Source organism: Sphingomonas trueperi, from assembly GCF_040545665.1.
Classification (GTDB): domain Bacteria; phylum Pseudomonadota; class Alphaproteobacteria; order Sphingomonadales; family Sphingomonadaceae; genus Sphingomonas; species Sphingomonas trueperi_B.
The window spans coordinates 358,163-373,314 of the sequence record NZ_JBEPMH010000002.1 but is presented as its reverse complement, the minus strand read 5'-3'; the positions used below and the strand labels follow the sequence as shown (position 1 = coordinate 373,314).

Annotated in this window: 13 protein-coding genes; 7 read left to right on the top strand and 6 right to left on the bottom strand. The window is 67.3% G+C overall.

All coding sequences use genetic code 11. The features are described from left to right. The first annotated feature begins 236 nt into the window (after positions 1 to 236). The 3 genes from ABIC65_RS09000 (at position 237) to ABIC65_RS08990 (ending at position 3,827) form a co-directional block, all read left to right on the top strand. Positions 237 to 2,576: a S9 family peptidase gene (locus ABIC65_RS09000; protein WP_354308188.1), complete on the top strand. Its 2,340-nt coding sequence runs from the start codon at positions 237 to 239 to the stop codon at positions 2,574 to 2,576. Positions 2,577 to 2,694: 118 nt separating this feature from the next. Continuing rightward, positions 2,695 to 3,198: a DUF1453 domain-containing protein gene (locus ABIC65_RS08995; protein WP_354308187.1), complete on the top strand. Its 504-nt coding sequence runs from the start codon at positions 2,695 to 2,697 to the stop codon at positions 3,196 to 3,198. Next, complete coding sequence (locus ABIC65_RS08990) at positions 3,195 to 3,827, top strand: DUF938 domain-containing protein (protein WP_354308186.1); 633 nt, start codon at positions 3,195 to 3,197, stop codon at positions 3,825 to 3,827. The genes ABIC65_RS08995 and ABIC65_RS08990 overlap by 4 nt, the downstream gene beginning before the upstream one ends. On the opposite strand, the gene ABIC65_RS08985 is transcribed toward ABIC65_RS08990, so the two are convergent. Further along, a complete protein-coding gene (locus ABIC65_RS08985; protein WP_354308185.1) occupies positions 3,802 to 4,710 on the bottom strand; it encodes a DMT family transporter in 909 nt (302 codons plus the stop codon). The two genes, ABIC65_RS08990 and ABIC65_RS08985, sit on opposite strands and share 26 nt — an antisense overlap. A gap of 131 nt (positions 4,711 to 4,841) precedes the next feature. Here ABIC65_RS08985 and ABIC65_RS08980 point away from each other — a divergent pair, with 131 nt between their 5' ends. Beyond that, the gene (locus ABIC65_RS08980) at positions 4,842 to 5,303 is read left to right on the top strand and encodes an acyltransferase (RefSeq protein WP_121074530.1); all 462 of its coding nucleotides are present in this window, start codon (positions 4,842 to 4,844) and stop codon (positions 5,301 to 5,303) included. Next, entirely contained in the window at positions 5,287 to 6,036 is a 750-nt protein-coding gene (locus ABIC65_RS08975) for an SGNH/GDSL hydrolase family protein (protein WP_354308184.1), read from the top strand. Before ABIC65_RS08980 ends, ABIC65_RS08975 begins: the two co-directional genes overlap by 17 nt. A 9-nt stretch (positions 6,037 to 6,045) precedes the next feature. Here ABIC65_RS08975 and rfbD read toward each other — a convergent pair whose 3' ends face one another. From rfbD to ABIC65_RS08950, 5 genes are all read right to left on the bottom strand, one after another. After that, positions 6,046 to 6,912, bottom strand: a complete 867-nt coding sequence (gene rfbD / locus ABIC65_RS08970; protein ID WP_354308183.1) for a dTDP-4-dehydrorhamnose reductase — start codon at positions 6,910 to 6,912, stop codon at positions 6,046 to 6,048. Continuing rightward, a complete protein-coding gene (rfbB, locus tag ABIC65_RS08965) occupies positions 6,912 to 7,976 on the bottom strand; it encodes a dTDP-glucose 4,6-dehydratase (RefSeq protein ID WP_354308181.1) in 1,065 nt (354 codons plus the stop codon). The genes rfbD and rfbB overlap by 1 nt, the downstream gene beginning before the upstream one ends. 3 nt (positions 7,977 to 7,979) lie before the next feature. Then, positions 7,980 to 8,546 carry a dTDP-4-dehydrorhamnose 3,5-epimerase gene (rfbC, locus tag ABIC65_RS08960; RefSeq protein WP_354308180.1) on the bottom strand — a complete coding sequence of 189 codons (567 nt, stop codon included), beginning with the start codon at positions 8,544 to 8,546 and terminating at the stop codon, positions 7,980 to 7,982. Next, entirely contained in the window at positions 8,543 to 9,421 is an 879-nt protein-coding gene (rfbA, locus tag ABIC65_RS08955; protein ID WP_354308179.1) for a glucose-1-phosphate thymidylyltransferase RfbA, read from the bottom strand. The genes rfbC and rfbA overlap by 4 nt, the downstream gene beginning before the upstream one ends. A gap of 118 nt (positions 9,422 to 9,539) precedes the next feature. Further along, the gene (locus tag ABIC65_RS08950) at positions 9,540 to 10,952 is read right to left on the bottom strand and encodes an exopolysaccharide biosynthesis polyprenyl glycosylphosphotransferase (RefSeq protein WP_354308178.1); all 1,413 of its coding nucleotides are present in this window, start codon (positions 10,950 to 10,952) and stop codon (positions 9,540 to 9,542) included. Between the two features lie 577 nt (positions 10,953 to 11,529). On the opposite strand from ABIC65_RS08950, the gene ABIC65_RS08945 reads away from it, so the two are divergent. Both ABIC65_RS08945 and ABIC65_RS08940 read left to right on the top strand, forming a co-directional pair. After that, positions 11,530 to 13,716: a type I secretion system permease/ATPase gene (locus ABIC65_RS08945; protein WP_354308176.1), complete on the top strand. Its 2,187-nt coding sequence runs from the start codon at positions 11,530 to 11,532 to the stop codon at positions 13,714 to 13,716. Next, a complete protein-coding gene (locus ABIC65_RS08940; RefSeq protein WP_354308175.1) occupies positions 13,713 to 15,107 on the top strand; it encodes an HlyD family type I secretion periplasmic adaptor subunit in 1,395 nt (464 codons plus the stop codon). Before ABIC65_RS08945 ends, ABIC65_RS08940 begins: the two co-directional genes overlap by 4 nt. Positions 15,108 to 15,152 lie beyond the last annotated feature (45 nt).

Sequence of the window (15,152 nt, the reverse complement as noted above, 5' to 3'; positions counted from 1 at the left end):
AATCCGTTACCCCCCGAGAGGGTCGCACGCGCCGGCTGGAAGCCCCCGCTTCCAGCCGGCGTTTTGCGTCTGAGGCGATGCTGCCGGAGGGTCTTGCGAACGCTGCGCCCGCTCTGCATACAGTATTCGCCCGTGCGCGCTGCGCCGGGTCCGCGCGGGGGGCCAGCGGCGGGACGACGCGCCGTAGACCCTCCTCCTTGCGGATGGCCGATTCCACTCCTTCGGAAAGTTGCTCGATGCGTCTTCTCGCCTGCTGTCTCCTGGCTTCCCTGACCGCCGGCACGGCGACCGCGCAGCAACGCTCGGTGCTGACCGACGCCGACTATAGCCGCGCCGCGCACCAGTTGGCGCCCTGGACCGCACCGCTGGTCGACCATGCCGTGCGATCGGCGCACTGGATCGACGCAAGCCGCTTCTGGTATGTCGACACCGACCACGGCGTGCCGACGATCCTGCTGGTCGACGCCGCCAAGCGCACCAAGAAGGCCGCCTTCGAGACCACGGCGCTGCTCGCATCGCTCAACGCCGCCGGACTGAAGGAGCAGGACCCCGCCAAGCTGTACATCAGCGATTTCGCGCCGGATCTCGCCAAGAACAGCGCGGTCCTCACCGTCGGCGGCAAGCGCTATGCGTGCGCCATGGCGCAGCCCTATGCTTGCAAGGAATCGGCAGCGCCGAGCGCCGGGCAGATCGCCGGCTATCTGGCACAGCAGGGCCCGGCCGATGCGGTGCTCTCCCCGGACGGCAAGCGCGCCGCCTTCGTGCGCGACTGGAACCTGTGGGTGCGCGACATGGCGACGGGCGCGGAGCGGCAGCTGACCACCGACGGCGTCGAGGATTTCGGTTACGCTACGGACAATGCCGGCTGGAAGCATTCGGACCAGGCGATCGTGATCTGGTCCCCGGATTCCAAGAAGCTGGCGACCTTCCAGCAGGATCAGCGCGCGGTGGCGGACTTCTCCACCACCACGACCCAGGTCGGCCACTCGCAGGTCGATACGTGGAAATATCCGTTCGTCGGCGACAAGGAGATCATCCAGATCCAGCGCGTCATCGTCGATGTCGACGGGGGCCAGGTGATCCGCCTCAAGATGCCGGCGGAGCCGCACCGCTCCACGCTGTGCGACGACGTGGTGTGCGGCGAGGGTCCGCAGGACATGCAATGGGCGAAGGACGCCCGGACGCTCGCCTTCGTCTCGACCTCGCGCGACCACAAGGTGGAGACCGTGCGCATCGCCGATGCCGCCAGCGGCGCGGTGCGCGACCTCTTCACCGAGACCGTGCCGACCTGGTTCGACAGCGGCTACAATGACGAGGGGATCAACTGGCGCTATCTCTCCGAGCGCGGCGAGATCCTGTGGTGGTCGCAGCGCGACGACTGGGGCCATTATTATCTCTACAGCGCCGCCACCGGCAAACTGGTCCGCCAAGTCACGCGGGGCCAGTGGAATGTCGACCACCCGGTCTTCATCGACGAGCGCAGCGGCAAGATGCTGGTGGCGGGTGTCGGCCGCGAGCCCGGCACCGATCCCTATTACCGCAGCATCTATGCGATCGACCTGAAGGGTGGCGCACCCAAGCTGCTGACCCCCGAAAAGCAGGATCATATCGCGTTCCCGTCCAGCGACGGGCGCTATTTCGTCGACATCTATTCGACTCCGCAGCATCCGCAGACGGCCGTGCTGCGCCGCGCCGACGGAACGGTCGTCCAGCAACTGGCGAAGGGCGACATCACGCGGCTGCAGGCGGCGGGATGGCAGGCGCCGGAAAGCATCGCCGTCCAGTGCAGCGACGGCAAGACGCTGTGCCACGGGCTGCTGTTCAAGCCCGCCGGGCTCGATCCGCAGCGCAAATATCCGGTGATCGACTATGTCTATCCGGGCCCGTTCATGGGGACGATCCCGTCGCGGCAGTTTGCCGCGGCGCAGGGGGATGCAGGCGCGCTGGCGCAGCTTGGCTTCGCCGTGGTCGAGATCGACGCGCTGGGCACGCCGCGCCGGTCCAAGGCCTTCCAGGACTATTACTACCGCGACATGGGCAAGCAGGCGGTGCCCGACCAGAAGAGCGGCATCCAGGATCTGGGCAAGCGCTATGCCTGGCTCGACCTCGACCGGGTCGGCATCTGGGGCCATTCGGGCGGCGGCAATGCCACCGCGACCGCGATGTTCCTCTATCCCGATTTCTTCAAGGTCGGCATCGCCGAGAGCGGCAACCACGACAACCGCAATTACGAGGACGATTTCTACGAGAAGTATCTCGGCCTGCTGACCACCGACGGAAAAGCCTCGAACTACGACATTCAGGCCAACCAGGACATGGCCAAGAACCTGAAGGGCAAGCTGCTGCTGGCGCACGGGATGCTCGACGACAATGTGCCGGTATCGTCGACGCTGCTGGTGGTGGATGCGCTGGAAAAGGCCAACAAGGATTTCGACCTCGTCCTGTTTCCGCGCGCGCACCACGGCTATGGCGACCAATCCTATTATATGATGCGCCGCCGCTGGGACTATTTCGTCGAGAACCTGATGGGCGCCACGCCGCCGAAGGAATACAAGATCGAGCGGCCGGGCAACTGACGTCCCGTGCCCGGATCGCGACAGGCGTCGCGGTCCGGGACGGAGCGTGAAAACCGTGTTTTGACGCCGTCTTGCTTCCCCCTATGCTGCATCGCATCGATTCCGGGGGGACTCCGCCATGCAGTTCGATACGCCGCACCTGATCCAATATGGAATCACCGCACTCGTCCTGGGGCTGATCCTCGCGCTCCGCATCCGTCGCATGTCGAAGGCGCGGCCGCTGACCCTGGAGCGGCTGTGGATCGTACCGACGCTCTATGCGGTGCTCGTCGTGGCGTTGCTTCTGCAGGGGCCGCCTAGCCTTGGCGGCTGGGCGCTGTGCGCCGCTGCGCTGGCGATCGGGGCGGGGCTCGGGTGGCAGCGGGGCAAGCTGATGCACCTGTCGGTCGATCCCGCGACGCAACAGCTCAACCAGAAGGCGTCGATCGGCGGCCTCTTGTTCATCGTGGTGCTGATCGCGATCAAGCTGGTCGGCCAGGCCGAGGGCTCGGCGCTGCACCTCAACGTGATGCTGCTGACGCAAGCTTTCGCCGTCATGGCGCTGGGGCTGTTCAGCGCGATGCGGGTGGAGATGTATCTGCGCGGCAAGCGGCTGCTCGCCCAGGCGCGCGCCGCCGCATGAGCGACGCGCGCGAACGCAGCTGGCTCGCCCCGCCCGGAGGCGTGCGGCGCCATGCCCCCGCGACGCTGCGCAACCGCGCGGCGATCGCGACGATGCTCGGCGAACTGCTCCCCGCCGCCGGCCGGGTTCTGGAAGTGGCGAGCGGCAGCGGCGAGCATTGCGCCTATTTCGCCGAGCATTTTCCCAAGCTGGAATGGCATCCGAGCGACCCGGACCCCGATGCACTCGCCTCGATCGCGGCGTGGTGCGACGGGCTGGCCAATGTCCGCCCGCCGGTCGCGCTCGATGCGGCGGCGGCCACGTGGCCGGTCGGCCATGCCGATGCGATCCTGTGCATCAACATGGTCCATATCAGCCCGTGGGACGCGACTGTGGGGCTGATGGCGGGGGCGGGGCGGCTGTTGCCGCCGGGCGGCCCGCTCATCCTCTACGGGCCCTATCGCGAGGCGGGGGTGCCCACCGCGCCCTCGAACGAGGAATTCGACCAGTCGCTGCGCGCGCGCAATGCCGAATGGGGGCTGCGGCTGCTGGACGAGGTGATCGCCGCGGCCGCGGCGCAGGACCTCGTGTTCGAGCGGCGGGTGGCGATGCCCGCCAACAACCTCATAGTGGCGTTTCGGCGTAGCTAGCCCGGCCGCGCGCCAGCTTCTGTTCGCGATAGACGATGTAGAGCCCGCTGGCGATGATCACCGGTGCGCCGAGCCAGGTCGAGAAGGTCGGGAACACGTCGAACAGCAGCCAGCCGTAGAGCGTCGCCCAAATGAGGCCCGAATAATCCATCGGCACCACGGCGGAGACGGGGGCGAAGCGCATCGCGCCGGTCAGCGCCAGCTGGCCGACGCCGCCGACCAGGCCGGTGGCGATCAGGATCGCCCAGGTCTCGGCGTCGTGCGGGCGGTAGTTGAAGGCGTAGATGACGCCGAGCACCGGCACCGACAGCAGCGAGAACCAGAAGACGGTGGTGCCCGCGCTCTCCGTCTTGCCGATCTGGCGCAGCGTGATCGCGACGATCGCGACGAACAGCGCCGCCATCAGCCCGACGAACGCGCCGAAGATCGGGATCGTCTCCTGCCCCGGCTGCACCACGATCAGTACGCCGACAAAGCCCAGGATCACCGCGCCCCAGCGATGCCAGCCGGTCGGCTCGCCCAGGATCAGCGCGCCGAGCAGTGTCGCGAAGATGGGGACGGTGAACTGGAAGGTCTGCGCCTCGGCCAGCGGCAGCAGGATCACCGCGCCGAAGGTGAAGATCATGCCGGTGAGGCCCACCGCGGTCCGCCAGACATGTGCGCCGAAGCGTGCGGTCTTGAGCGACTTGAGACCGGGTCCCATTGCCACCCACAGGGTGACCAGCGGCACCGCCCAGAGCTGGCGGTGGAACATCGTCTCGATCAGCGACGCGCCCCTTAGCTCGGACATCTTGATGAGTGCCGACATCGTCGACATGCAGAAAATGGCGAAGAGGCGGAGCGCCAGGCCGGTGGCGATGCGGTCGGGTCGGGCTTCGGACACCGGGCGAGCGTTACGGACAAGCGATTGGCACGGCAACCCTTTGCACTCGCCTTTCGGTGCGTCGACTTGATTTGCGGGATTTGTTAGGCGGGTCGCGACTGCCCAACCCATGGCTGGAAAAAGGAACCGCAATGGCCTCGTTGAACAAGCTGATCTGGCTGCAACGGCTAATCGTGCGACTTCGCATCCGCTTCTACAATAAATTCTGGGGTATGGACATTCACCCGACCGTTCGGATCTCGAACACGGCGAAGCTCGACAAGACCTTCCCCAAGGGAATCCATATCGACGAATGGTCCTATGTTGCCTTCGGTGCGGCGATCCTGTCGCACGACATGACGCGCAACCTGAAGACTGACACCTATATCGGCAAGAGCTGCTTTATCGGCGCGCGCAGCCTGATTTTGCCCGGCGTGCGCGTGGGCGACGGCTCGATCGTCGCCGCCGGATCGGTGGTGACCAAGGACGTGCCGCCCAAGTCGATCGTCGCGGGCAACCCCGCGGTGGTGGTGCGCTCGGGCATCGAGACCGACATCTGGGGCATCCTGCGCAAGCCCGGGGAACCCTATCTGCGCGATGCGCTGGTCAAATAAGCGCGCGGCGGGCGGTGCGGCGCTGGCCTTGGCGGTGGTAACCGCCGGGCTGGGCTGGCGCTTCGTGCCCGCGGTACGCTGGGGCGGCGCGGCGGCGGTGGGCGCGACCCCGCCGCTGGATCCGCTCGGCGGTACCCTCGCGGTGCCGCGCGGCGGGCTTGTCCTGTGCCTGGGCGACAGCCTCACCTATGGCGCGCAGCGCTGGGGCGGCGTGCTGCCGCCGATCCATGGCGCGGGTTCCAAGCGGGTGGCGACGCCGTTTCCGGAAACGCTGGCGCGGGTGCTGCGCGGGCAGGCGACCGTGCGGAACCTCGGCTATCCGGCGGACACCGCGGCAATGGGATCGAAGCGCTGGGAAACCGCGCCGCGCGCCGACCTGGTCGTGCTGCTATACGGCACCAATGACGCCAACCCGCGTGGCTGGCGAACGGCGGTGCCCGTCGATACGTACCGGCATGTGCTCGAGGCGCTGATCCGGCGGGAGGTGGGGCAGGGCGCGCAGGTGCTGGTACTGGCCCCGCCGCCCGCCGGAACAGCCTATGCCGACGCCGCGATCGCGCCCTATCGCGCTGCGGCGCGTGCGGCGGCGGCCGCGGAAGGAGTCGCGTTCGCCGACCCGGCGGCGTTCCTGAAGGACATACCCGTGCCGCTCCAGGCCGACGGTCTCCATCTCCGCGCGGAGGCGACGGCGCGGATCGGCGAGGGGCTCGCGCGGCGGATTACCGTCCGCTGAGCCCCTCGTTCAGCCGAGCAGCCGCGCTACGACGACCGCGAGCGAATCCTGCCATTGCGGCGCGCGATAGCCGAAGGTCTCGGCGAAACGCGTGCAATCGAGCCGGGAGTTTGCCGGGCGCTGCGCAGGCGTCGGGTAGCCCGAGGTCGGGATGCCGGTCACCTCGGCAGTGGGGCCGCCATGCTTCGCGCTTTCGGCGAAGATCGCGCGGGCGAAGTCCGCCCAGTTGGTCTCGCCCGAGCCGGTGAAATGGTAGAGACCGCTGGTCGTGCCTTCGCGCTGCCAGTGATCGACCACCGTGAGGATCGCCGTCGCGATGTCGAGCGCTGAACTCGGGCAGCCGCGCTGGTCCTCGACGACGTTGAGCGCATCGCGGGTCTCGGCGAGCCGCAGCATGGTCTTGACGAAGTTGGCGCCGAACGGGCTGTACACCCAGGCGAGGCGCAGCACCGCATGGGTAGCACCCGAGGCCTGCACCGCCTGCTCGCCGGCCAGCTTGGTCGCGCCATAGACGCCGAGCGGGCCGGTGGGATCGTCCTCGCGCCACGGGCGGTCGAGGCTGCCGTCGAACACATAGTCGGTCGACAAATGGATGATCGGTGCGCCGATCTTGGCGCCCGCGCGCGCCAGCACGCCGGGGCCATCGCCGTTGATCGCCATGGCCAGCTCGGGTTCGCTCTCGGCCTTGTCGACCGCGGTATAAGCGGCCGCCGACACGATCAGCTCGGGTTGGATGCGGGCCACCGCGGCCTCGATGGTCTCCGGCTTGGAGAGATCGAACTCAGGATAGGTGGTGAAGACCAGCGCATGGCCCTGTGCCTGCTCGGCCAGCGCCTGGGCGACCTGGCCGTCATGCCCGGTGACGAGGATGCGCATCAGGCGGTCTGCCCCAGACGCTCGCCGGCGTAGTTGCCGGAACGGATCGGGCCCCACCACCATTCGTTGGCGAGATACCAGTCGATCGTCGCGGCGATGCCGGTGTCGAAATTCTCCTCGGCCTTCCAGCCCAGCTCGGTCTCGAGCTTGGTCGCGTCGATCGCGTAGCGGCGGTCATGGCCGGGGCGATCGGTGACGAAGGTGATCAGCTCGCGGCGCTTGCGGCCGTCCTTCAGCGGAATGCGCTGGTCGAGCAGGTCGCAGATCGTCTCGACCACTTGGAGGTTGGTGCGCTCGTTGCGGCCGCCGACATTGTAGCTCTGGCCGACCTTGCCGGTGGTGGCGATGGTGGCCAGCGCCTTGGCGTGATCGTCCACGTACAGCCAGTCGCGGATGTTCTCGCCCTTGCCATAGACCGGCAGCGGCTTGCCCTCGAGCGCGTTGAGGATGGTCAGCGGGATCAGCTTCTCGGGGAAGTGGAACGGCCCGTAATTGTTCGAGCAGTTCGACAGCACCACCGGCAGGCCATAGGTGTGGCCCCAGGCGCGCACGAGATGGTCGCTCGCCGCCTTCGACGCCGAATAGGGCGAGGAGGGGTCATACGGCGTCTCTTCGGTGAAGATGCCGCTGTCGAACGGCAGGTCGCCGAACACCTCGTCGGTGGAGATGTGGTGGAAGCGGAACGCATCGCGCTTCTCGCCTTCCAGTTCGCGCCAATATTGCAGCGCCGACTGGAGCAGCTTGAAGGTGCCGACGACATTGGTCTCGATGAACTCGCCCGGGCCGTCGATCGAGCGATCGACATGGCTCTCGGCCGCCAGGTGCATCACCACGTCGACCTGCTCCTCGCGCAGCAGCGGCAGGATCGTCGCGGTGTCGGCGATGTCGGCATGGACGAAGCGATAGTTGGGGGCGTTCTCGATCGCCGTCAGCGACGCCGGGTTGCCGGCATAGGTGAGCTTGTCGAGATTGATGACGCGCGCGCCCTGGCGGACGAGGTGGCGCACCACCGCCGAGCCGATGAAGCCGGCGCCGCCGGTGACGAGGAAGGTCTGCTGCTGCATGGCTCAGCCCTGATAGAAGAAGGGGGTGTTGAACTCGGCAAAGGACGGCGCGACCGCGTCCTTTTCGGACAGCACCGGCGCCACGCCGATGTCCGGCCAGGCGATGGCGAGGTCGGGATCGTCCCAGCGGATCGCCATTTCCTCGTCCTTCGCGTATTTCGCGCTGACCTTGTAGAGGATCTCGCAATCGGGAACGAGCGTCATGAAGCCGTGGGCATAGCCTGCGGGCACCAGCAGCTGGTTCCACTTCTCCGCCGACAGCTCGACGCCGACCCATTTGCCATAGGTGGGCGAGCCGCGCCGGATGTCGACGGCGACGTCGAAGATCGCGCCGCGCAGCACGCGTACCAGCTTGGCCTGGGCGAAGGGCGGCGCCTGCAGGTGCAGGCCGCGGACCGTACCGGGTTCCGCCGAGAAGCTCTGATTGTCCTGCACCCAGCGCGCCTCGACGCCCTCGGCATCGAGCACCGACTGCTTGAACACTTCCGAGAAGAAGCCGCGGTGATCGCCATATTTGGGCGGGGTGAACTCGATGACGCCGGAGAGTTCGTGGTGATGGACCTGGGTCATGCCGCGGCCGCCACCTTGCGGAGATAGGCGGCATAGCCGGTCTTGCCGAGCCCGGCGGCGCGCTTGATCAGGTCCTCGGCGCCGAGCCAGCCCGCTTCGAACGCCACTTCCTCGGGGCAGGCGATCTTCACGCCGGTGCGGTGCTCGAGCGTCCGGACGAAGGAGCCCGCCTCGTGCAGGCTGTCGTGGGTGCCGGTGTCGAGCCAGGCATAGCCGCGGCCCAGCCGGGTGATGTGGAGGTCGCCGCGCTCCATGTAGACGCGGTTGACGTCGGTGATCTCCAGCTCGCCACGGGCAGAGGGCTGGATCGACTTTGCGATGTCCACGACATCCTTGTCGTAGAAATAGAGGCCGGTGATCGCCCAGTTCGACTTGGGGTTCTCCGGCTTTTCCTCGACGCTCGTGGCGACCCCGGTCTCGGGGTCGAACGCGACGACGCCGTAGCGCTCGGGATCATCGACATGATAGGCGAACACATTGGCGCCGCCCTGCGAGGCCTGCTCGGAGGCGGCCTTGCAGCGTTCGCCCATCTTTTCGCCGTGATAGATATTGTCGCCGAGGATCAGCGCACTGGGATTGTTGCCGACGAAATCGGCGCCGATCACGAAAGCCTCGGCCAGGCCGTTGGGCGAGGGCTGCTCGGCATAGCTGAGGTTGATGCCGAAGGCCGATCCATCGCCGAGCAGCGCCTGGAACATCGGCAGGTCGCGGGGCGTGGAGATGATCAGGATGTCGCGGATGCCGGTGAGCATCAGCACCGACAGCGGGTAGAAGATCATCGGCTTGTCATACACGGGAAGCAGCTGCTTCGAGATCGACAGCGTTGCGGGGTAGAGGCGCGTGCCGCTGCCCCCCGCAAGGATGATTCCCTTCATTCAATAATCCCCCATGGCGCGGGCCGAGCCGCAACAAGAACAACGAAACGAGAAAACGGAAACCGCACCGCTGTCAATCACGAAGGGATCGATCGCGCGAACCGGCGACGTTGCGAAATCAGAATGCGTTGGAGTGGACGATCACCCGCAGTGTCTTGAACAGGATGGTGATGTCGCGCCAGATGTCCCAGCCGTCGATATATTCCATGTCCGCCTGGAGGCGGTTGGTCAGGTCGACGCGGCGATCGGTGGCGCCGCGGAAGCCGCGCACCTGGGCGAGGCCGGTCATGCCCGGCTTGAGCGTGTGGCGGTGCCAATAGCGCTCGTCGATTTCCCAGAACAGATGGTCGGCGGCGCGCGAGCCGAGCGCATGCGGGCGGGGGCCCACCACGCTCATGTCGCCGCGCAGCACGTTGAGCAGCTGCGGCAGCTCGTCGATGCTGGTCTTGCGGATGAAGCGGCCCACCTTGGTGATGCGATCGTCGTCGCGGCTGGCCGAGACGTTGCCGTTCGCATCGCACAGCGTGACGCGCATCGAGCGGAACTTGAGGATCTTGAACAGACGGTTGCCGCGGCCGACGCGATCCTGCGCGAACAGCACCGGGCCGGGGCTCTCCAGCTTGATCAGGATCGCGACGATGATCATCAGCGGCGACAGCGCCAGTACCGCAGGCACCGTGATCGCAAGATCGAGCGCGCGCTTCTTGGCGCGGTTCGGCATGCTGAGCGGCCCTTGTGATACGACCAGCGTGTCCTTGCCGTCGTACGAATCCACACCGATCGCGCCCAGCGCGTTGAACTGCGGGACGAGGATCTCGCCCTTGATGTTCATGCCCTTGAGCAGCAGCGCCCAGACCGCGCGATGCTCCTCGGTGCAGGCAACGATCACGCGATCGAACCCGATCACGGTGGTGCCGAGCCGATGGAGCATCTGCGGGTCGCGCGGGTTCGGCGACAGGTTGATGATGCGCGCGTCGAGCGCGACGGCGTGGCCGGTCACGTCGAGCGGTACGCCGTCGACGATCACCAGTTCGTCGAGCAGCCGGCCGCCGGTCGCCGCGCGGACATGGCGACGGAACATCAGCCGGCCGGTGGTGAGCAGGAACAGCGACAGCAGCGTGCCCTCGGCCAGTTGGACGCGCGACAGCGGCAGCTCGGCGGTGAGCAGATAGCTGCCGAGCAGCACGACGAAGACCGAGAAGAAGAACGCCGAGAAGATGTTCTTCACCCCGCTCACGGGGTAGCGCAGGCAGCCCAGCGAATAGGTGCCGCTGGCCAGCGCGGTGCCCAGCGTGATCGGGAGCAGGAACACACCGACATTGATCCCGGCGAGCGACAGCCAGTTGCCGTCGCGGGTGCAGGCGGCGAGATAGAAGGCGGCAAGGATCGCCATGCTGTCGAGCAGCAGAAGCTCGGTATACAGGATCATGCGGAGCGTCGACCGGCGCCAGACGGGGGCAACCGAAGGATCGATCCGGGCATGCGCCCGAAGTTGCTCTTCAAAGGCGCGCTGTGCTTCGAAAGCGTTCATGGCCTCATCGGGCTCCCTCAACGGAATCTGCACGCTGACAGCGGCCGAGTCGGCCTGTTGCACTGCATTATAATGGGACGAATCGCGATCCGAAAGAGCGGGTATCGACCAAATGGTACGTTTTCGGGACCGGGATTCAACAAGATCGCACCTTGGATTGTTGCTGCTGACAGAAGGCTAACCCGCAGGAACGCGCGAAGCCCCAGCAAATATCCCTCAGAAACCGACACTGTCTGCCGTATTTTCAGGGAACCGCGACCTGAACCGATCTATGCCTAGGAATCGGGGCGGATCAAGGGCAGTTGCGTCCCCCAGTCGGCCAAGACAGCCGTCTTCTTCGCGCACGCAGCGTATTTTTCGATCCAGATTGCTGCGATGCACCCCAAAATTCTCCCGGCCCGTCGCGCTCGCCTTGTGTGGCGGTGTAGCGGAGAGGGCTTAAGGATCGCTGAAACGGGCGCGGCGGGCGGATCGCCGCCTACGCATAAACCACAGAAACATTTGGCTTAATCGAGTCTTTACCAGCCTTCTTCATCATGGCGCCGACGAGTAGCGCCATGGAGGCAGAGTTCCGGAAATGACACGCGACGAAATGCAGGCCACCCTGCAGAGCGCTTTTGCGGGCCCATCGGCCGCCGAGCGCGAGGCCGAATTGCGCGAATCCGGGCTGGTGGCGCTATCGCTGCTGCTCGGCGTCCACAATATCGCGATCACCCCAGAACAGTTGCGCCACGCGTTGGGGCATGGCGAATCGCCGACGATCGACGATCTGATCCTGCTCGCCAAGCGCCAGCAGGGCGTCCGCGCCAAGGCGGTGGAGGTCCCGCGCGGCGGCCTCGCCCGCCAGCCGCTGCCCGCGATCGCCGACGGGCCCGAGGGCTGGTTCGTGATCGGCGGCCTCACCGAGCATGGCGTGATCATCCAGCGCCCCGGCCACGCCCCCGAGCAGGTCGATCGCGAGGGGCTCGATTCGCTCTGGTCGGGCACGCTGGTGCTGCTCACCACCCGCGCGGTGGCCGGGCGGCCGCTGCGCTTCGGCTTTTCCTGGTTCACCGCGCAGTTCAAGCGCTATCGCCGGCTGTTCCTTGAGGTGCTGGGGATCACTTTCGCGCTCAACCTGCTCGGTCTCGCCTCGCCGCTGCTGTTCCAGAGCGTGATCGACAAGGTGCTGATCCACAACAGCATGAGCACGCTGAGCGTGCTCGCCTTCGCCTTCCTGATCGTCTCGGTCTGGGAAGTCGCGCTGGGCTGGATCCGCACCCGGCTGTTCACCGAGACGACGCAGAAGATCGACGTCGAGCTCGGCGCGCGGCTGTTCCACCACCTGCTGGCACTGCCGCTCAGCTATTTCGAGAAGCGCCGGGTGGGCGACACCGTCACCCGCGTCCGCCAGCTCGAGACGATTCGCGAGTTCCTCACCAACGCCTCGCTGACCGTGCTGGTCGACCCGCTGTTCACCCTCGTCTTCCTCGCGGCGATGCTGTTCTACTCGCCGATGCTGTCGGCGATCGTGGTGGCGTCGCTGGTGCTCTACGCAATCGTCTCGTTCAGCGTCGCGGGTCCGCTGCGCGCGCTCGTCGAGGACAAGTTCGAGAAGAGCTCGGCCAGCAACGCGCTGCTCGTCGAGAGCGTCTCGGGCATCCACACGATCAAGGCGACCGCGGTCGAGCCGCACTGGCAGAATGGCTGGGAGCGCCAGCTCGCCGCCTATACCGGCGCCTCGCAGCGGCTGATCAACACCGCCAATACCGGCAGCCAGGCGATCGAGATGATCTCCAAGCTGAGCTTCGCCGCGATCCTGTTCTTCGGGGCGCAGGCGGTGATCGGCGGCGCGATGAGCGTCGGCGCGCTGGTCGCGTTCAACATGTTCGCCCAGCGCGTCTCGGGCCCGGTGATCCGCATGGCGCAGCTGTGGCAGGACTTCCAGCAGGTCCGCATCGCGATCGAGCGGCTGGGCGACGTGCTCAACCACCCCGTGGAGCCGCGCCCCGCCTCGGCGGCGACGCTGCCGGTGCTGCGCGGCGCGATCCGCTTCGAGAATGTCAGCTTCCGCTATGCCGAGGACCAGCCGCCGGTGCTGAGCGACATCACGCTCGACATTCCGGAGGGCAGCTCGCTCGGCATCGTCGGCTCCTCGGGTTCGGGCAAGTCGACGCTGGCCAAGCTGCTCCAGCGGCTCAACCTGCCGAGCAACGGCCGGGTGCTGGTCGACGAGGTCGATGTCGCCCAGCTCGATGCCGCGTGGCTGCGCCGCCAGATCGGCGTGGTGCTGCAGGAGAATTTGCTGTTCAGCCGCACGATCCGCGAGAATATCGCGCTGTCCAACCCGGCCATGCCGTTCGAGCATGTCGTCGCGGCGGCGCAGCTGGCGGGCGCGCACGACTTCATCCTGCGCCAGCCGCGCGGCTATGACACCGAGATCGTCGAGCGCGGCGTGAACCTGTCCGGCGGCCAGCGCCAGCGGCTCGCCATTGCCCGCGCGCTGGTTGGCAATCCGCGGATCCTGGTGTTCGACGAGGCGACCTCGGCGCTCGACGCCGAGAGCGAGGAGCTGATCCAGAACAACCTTCGCGCGATCTCCGCCGGCCGCACCCTTGTCATCATCGCCCATCGCCTGTCGGCGGTGCGCGGCTGCGACCGGATCATCACGCTCGAACAGGGTCGCATCGTCGAGAGCGGCCGCCATGACGAATTGCTGCGCCTGGGCGGCCGCTATGCCGACCTGCACCGCCGCCAAAGCGGCTTCGGGGAGATTGCCGCATGAACGCCGTCGTCACCATGGGCCCGCGCGGCCCGCTCGCCCGGCTCCGCGGCACGGTGCTGCCCGCGCGCAGCGCCGACTTTGACACCACTTTCCTGCCCGCTGCGCTCGAGATCATCGAGCGGCCGGTGTCGCCCACTGCGCGGCTCACCGCCCGGGTGATGGTGGCCGGGCTGGCGATCACCACCGCCTGGCTGGCGATCGGCAAGGTCGAGGTGGTCGCGCCGACGCAGGGGCGAATCGCGCCGATCGGCGAGACCAAGATCGTCCAGTCGCCCGAATCGGGCATCGTCCGCCGCATCCTGGTGGGCGAGGGGCAGAAGGTCAGCAAGGGCCAGGTGCTGGTCACGCTCGACCCGACCATGTCGGCGGCGGAGGCCAACCAGGCCAAGGTGGCGCTGCTCGGTGCCCAGCTCGACGTCGCGCGCAACCAGGCGATCGTCGACGCGCTCGACGGCAAGGGCTTCCGCTTCGTCGCCCCCGCCGGCGCCAGCCCGGCCGAGATCGCCACCCACCGCGACCTCGCCCGCGCCCGGCTCGGCCAGATCGAGGCGGCCACCGCCGGCGGCCGGTCGGACAGCGGCGCCGCCGTCTCCGCCGCTGCCGAGGCACAGGCGCAGGTGCAGAAGCTCGAGCAATCGCTGCCGCTGCTCGAACAGCAGGTCGCCGCCAACGAGGCGATGGCCGCCAAGGGCTATGTCTCCAAGCTGCGCGTCGTCGAGCTGCGCCGCCAGCTGATCTCCGAGCGCCAGGACCTTGCCGCCGCGCGCGCCGGCGTCGCCAAGCTCGGCCAGCAGTCGCACAGCGCGAGCAGCCTTTCGGCCAAGACCCGCGAGGAAGCGCGCGCGCAGGTGTTGCAGGACCTCGTGAAGGCCGAGGGAGAAGTGCGCGGCCGCAGCGAGGACGTCGCCAAGGCGACCCTGCGCAGCAGCTTCCGCGAACTCCGCGCGCCGGTGAGCGGCACCGTCTCGCAGCTCCAGGTCCATACCGAGGGCGGCGTGGTCGAGGGCGTGAAGCCGCTGCTTTCGATCGTGCCCGACAAGGCCCGGCTCGAGGCCGAGGTGATGATCGACAATAGCGACATCGGCTTCGTCCGCACCGGCATGCCGGTGAAGGTGAAGCTCCAGGCCTTCCCGTACACGCGCTACGGCATGATCCCCGGCACCGTGGTCGGCATCAGCCCCGAGGCGGTGCAGATGAAGGAAGGCCAGCCGCCGGTATACAAGGCGCGGATCGCGCTCGACCGCAACTATGTCAACGCGCACGGCGCGCAGGTGCCGCTGCGTCCGGGCATGATCGCCAGCGCCGACATCGTCACCGGCAAGCGGACGCTGCTCAGCTATCTGGTCGGCCCGGTGCTGGAGACGGGGAGCGACGCGCTCCACGAGCGGTGAGGGGTGGGACGGGCACTCCGGCTCCGGCCGGGGTGCCGCGCGACC

Excerpts from the sequence above, each read along its gene's own strand:
- rfbB (WP_354308181.1), bottom strand. The coding sequence starts at position 7,976 with ATGCAGCAGCAGACCTTCCTCGTCACCGGCGGCGCCGGCTTCATCGGC.
- ABIC65_RS08995 (WP_354308187.1), top strand. The coding sequence starts at position 2,695 with ATGCAGTTCGATACGCCGCACCTGATCCAATATGGAATCACCGCACTC.
- ABIC65_RS08950 (WP_354308178.1), bottom strand. The coding sequence starts at position 10,952 with ATGAACGCTTTCGAAGCACAGCGCGCCTTTGAAGAGCAACTTCGGGCG.
- ABIC65_RS08940 (WP_354308175.1), top strand. The coding sequence starts at position 13,713 with ATGAACGCCGTCGTCACCATGGGCCCGCGCGGCCCGCTCGCCCGGCTC.
- rfbD (WP_354308183.1), bottom strand. The coding sequence starts at position 6,912 with ATGCGCATCCTCGTCACCGGGCATGACGGCCAGGTCGCCCAGGCGCTG.
- ABIC65_RS08980 (WP_121074530.1), top strand. The coding sequence starts at position 4,842 with ATGGCCTCGTTGAACAAGCTGATCTGGCTGCAACGGCTAATCGTGCGA.
- rfbA (WP_354308179.1), bottom strand. The coding sequence starts at position 9,421 with ATGAAGGGAATCATCCTTGCGGGGGGCAGCGGCACGCGCCTCTACCCC.
- ABIC65_RS08990 (WP_354308186.1), top strand. The coding sequence starts at position 3,195 with ATGAGCGACGCGCGCGAACGCAGCTGGCTCGCCCCGCCCGGAGGCGTG.
- ABIC65_RS09000 (WP_354308188.1), top strand. The coding sequence starts at position 237 with ATGCGTCTTCTCGCCTGCTGTCTCCTGGCTTCCCTGACCGCCGGCACG.
- ABIC65_RS08975 (WP_354308184.1), top strand. The coding sequence starts at position 5,287 with ATGCGCTGGTCAAATAAGCGCGCGGCGGGCGGTGCGGCGCTGGCCTTG.
- rfbC (WP_354308180.1), bottom strand. The coding sequence starts at position 8,546 with ATGACCCAGGTCCATCACCACGAACTCTCCGGCGTCATCGAGTTCACC.
- ABIC65_RS08945 (WP_354308176.1), top strand. The coding sequence starts at position 11,530 with ATGACACGCGACGAAATGCAGGCCACCCTGCAGAGCGCTTTTGCGGGC.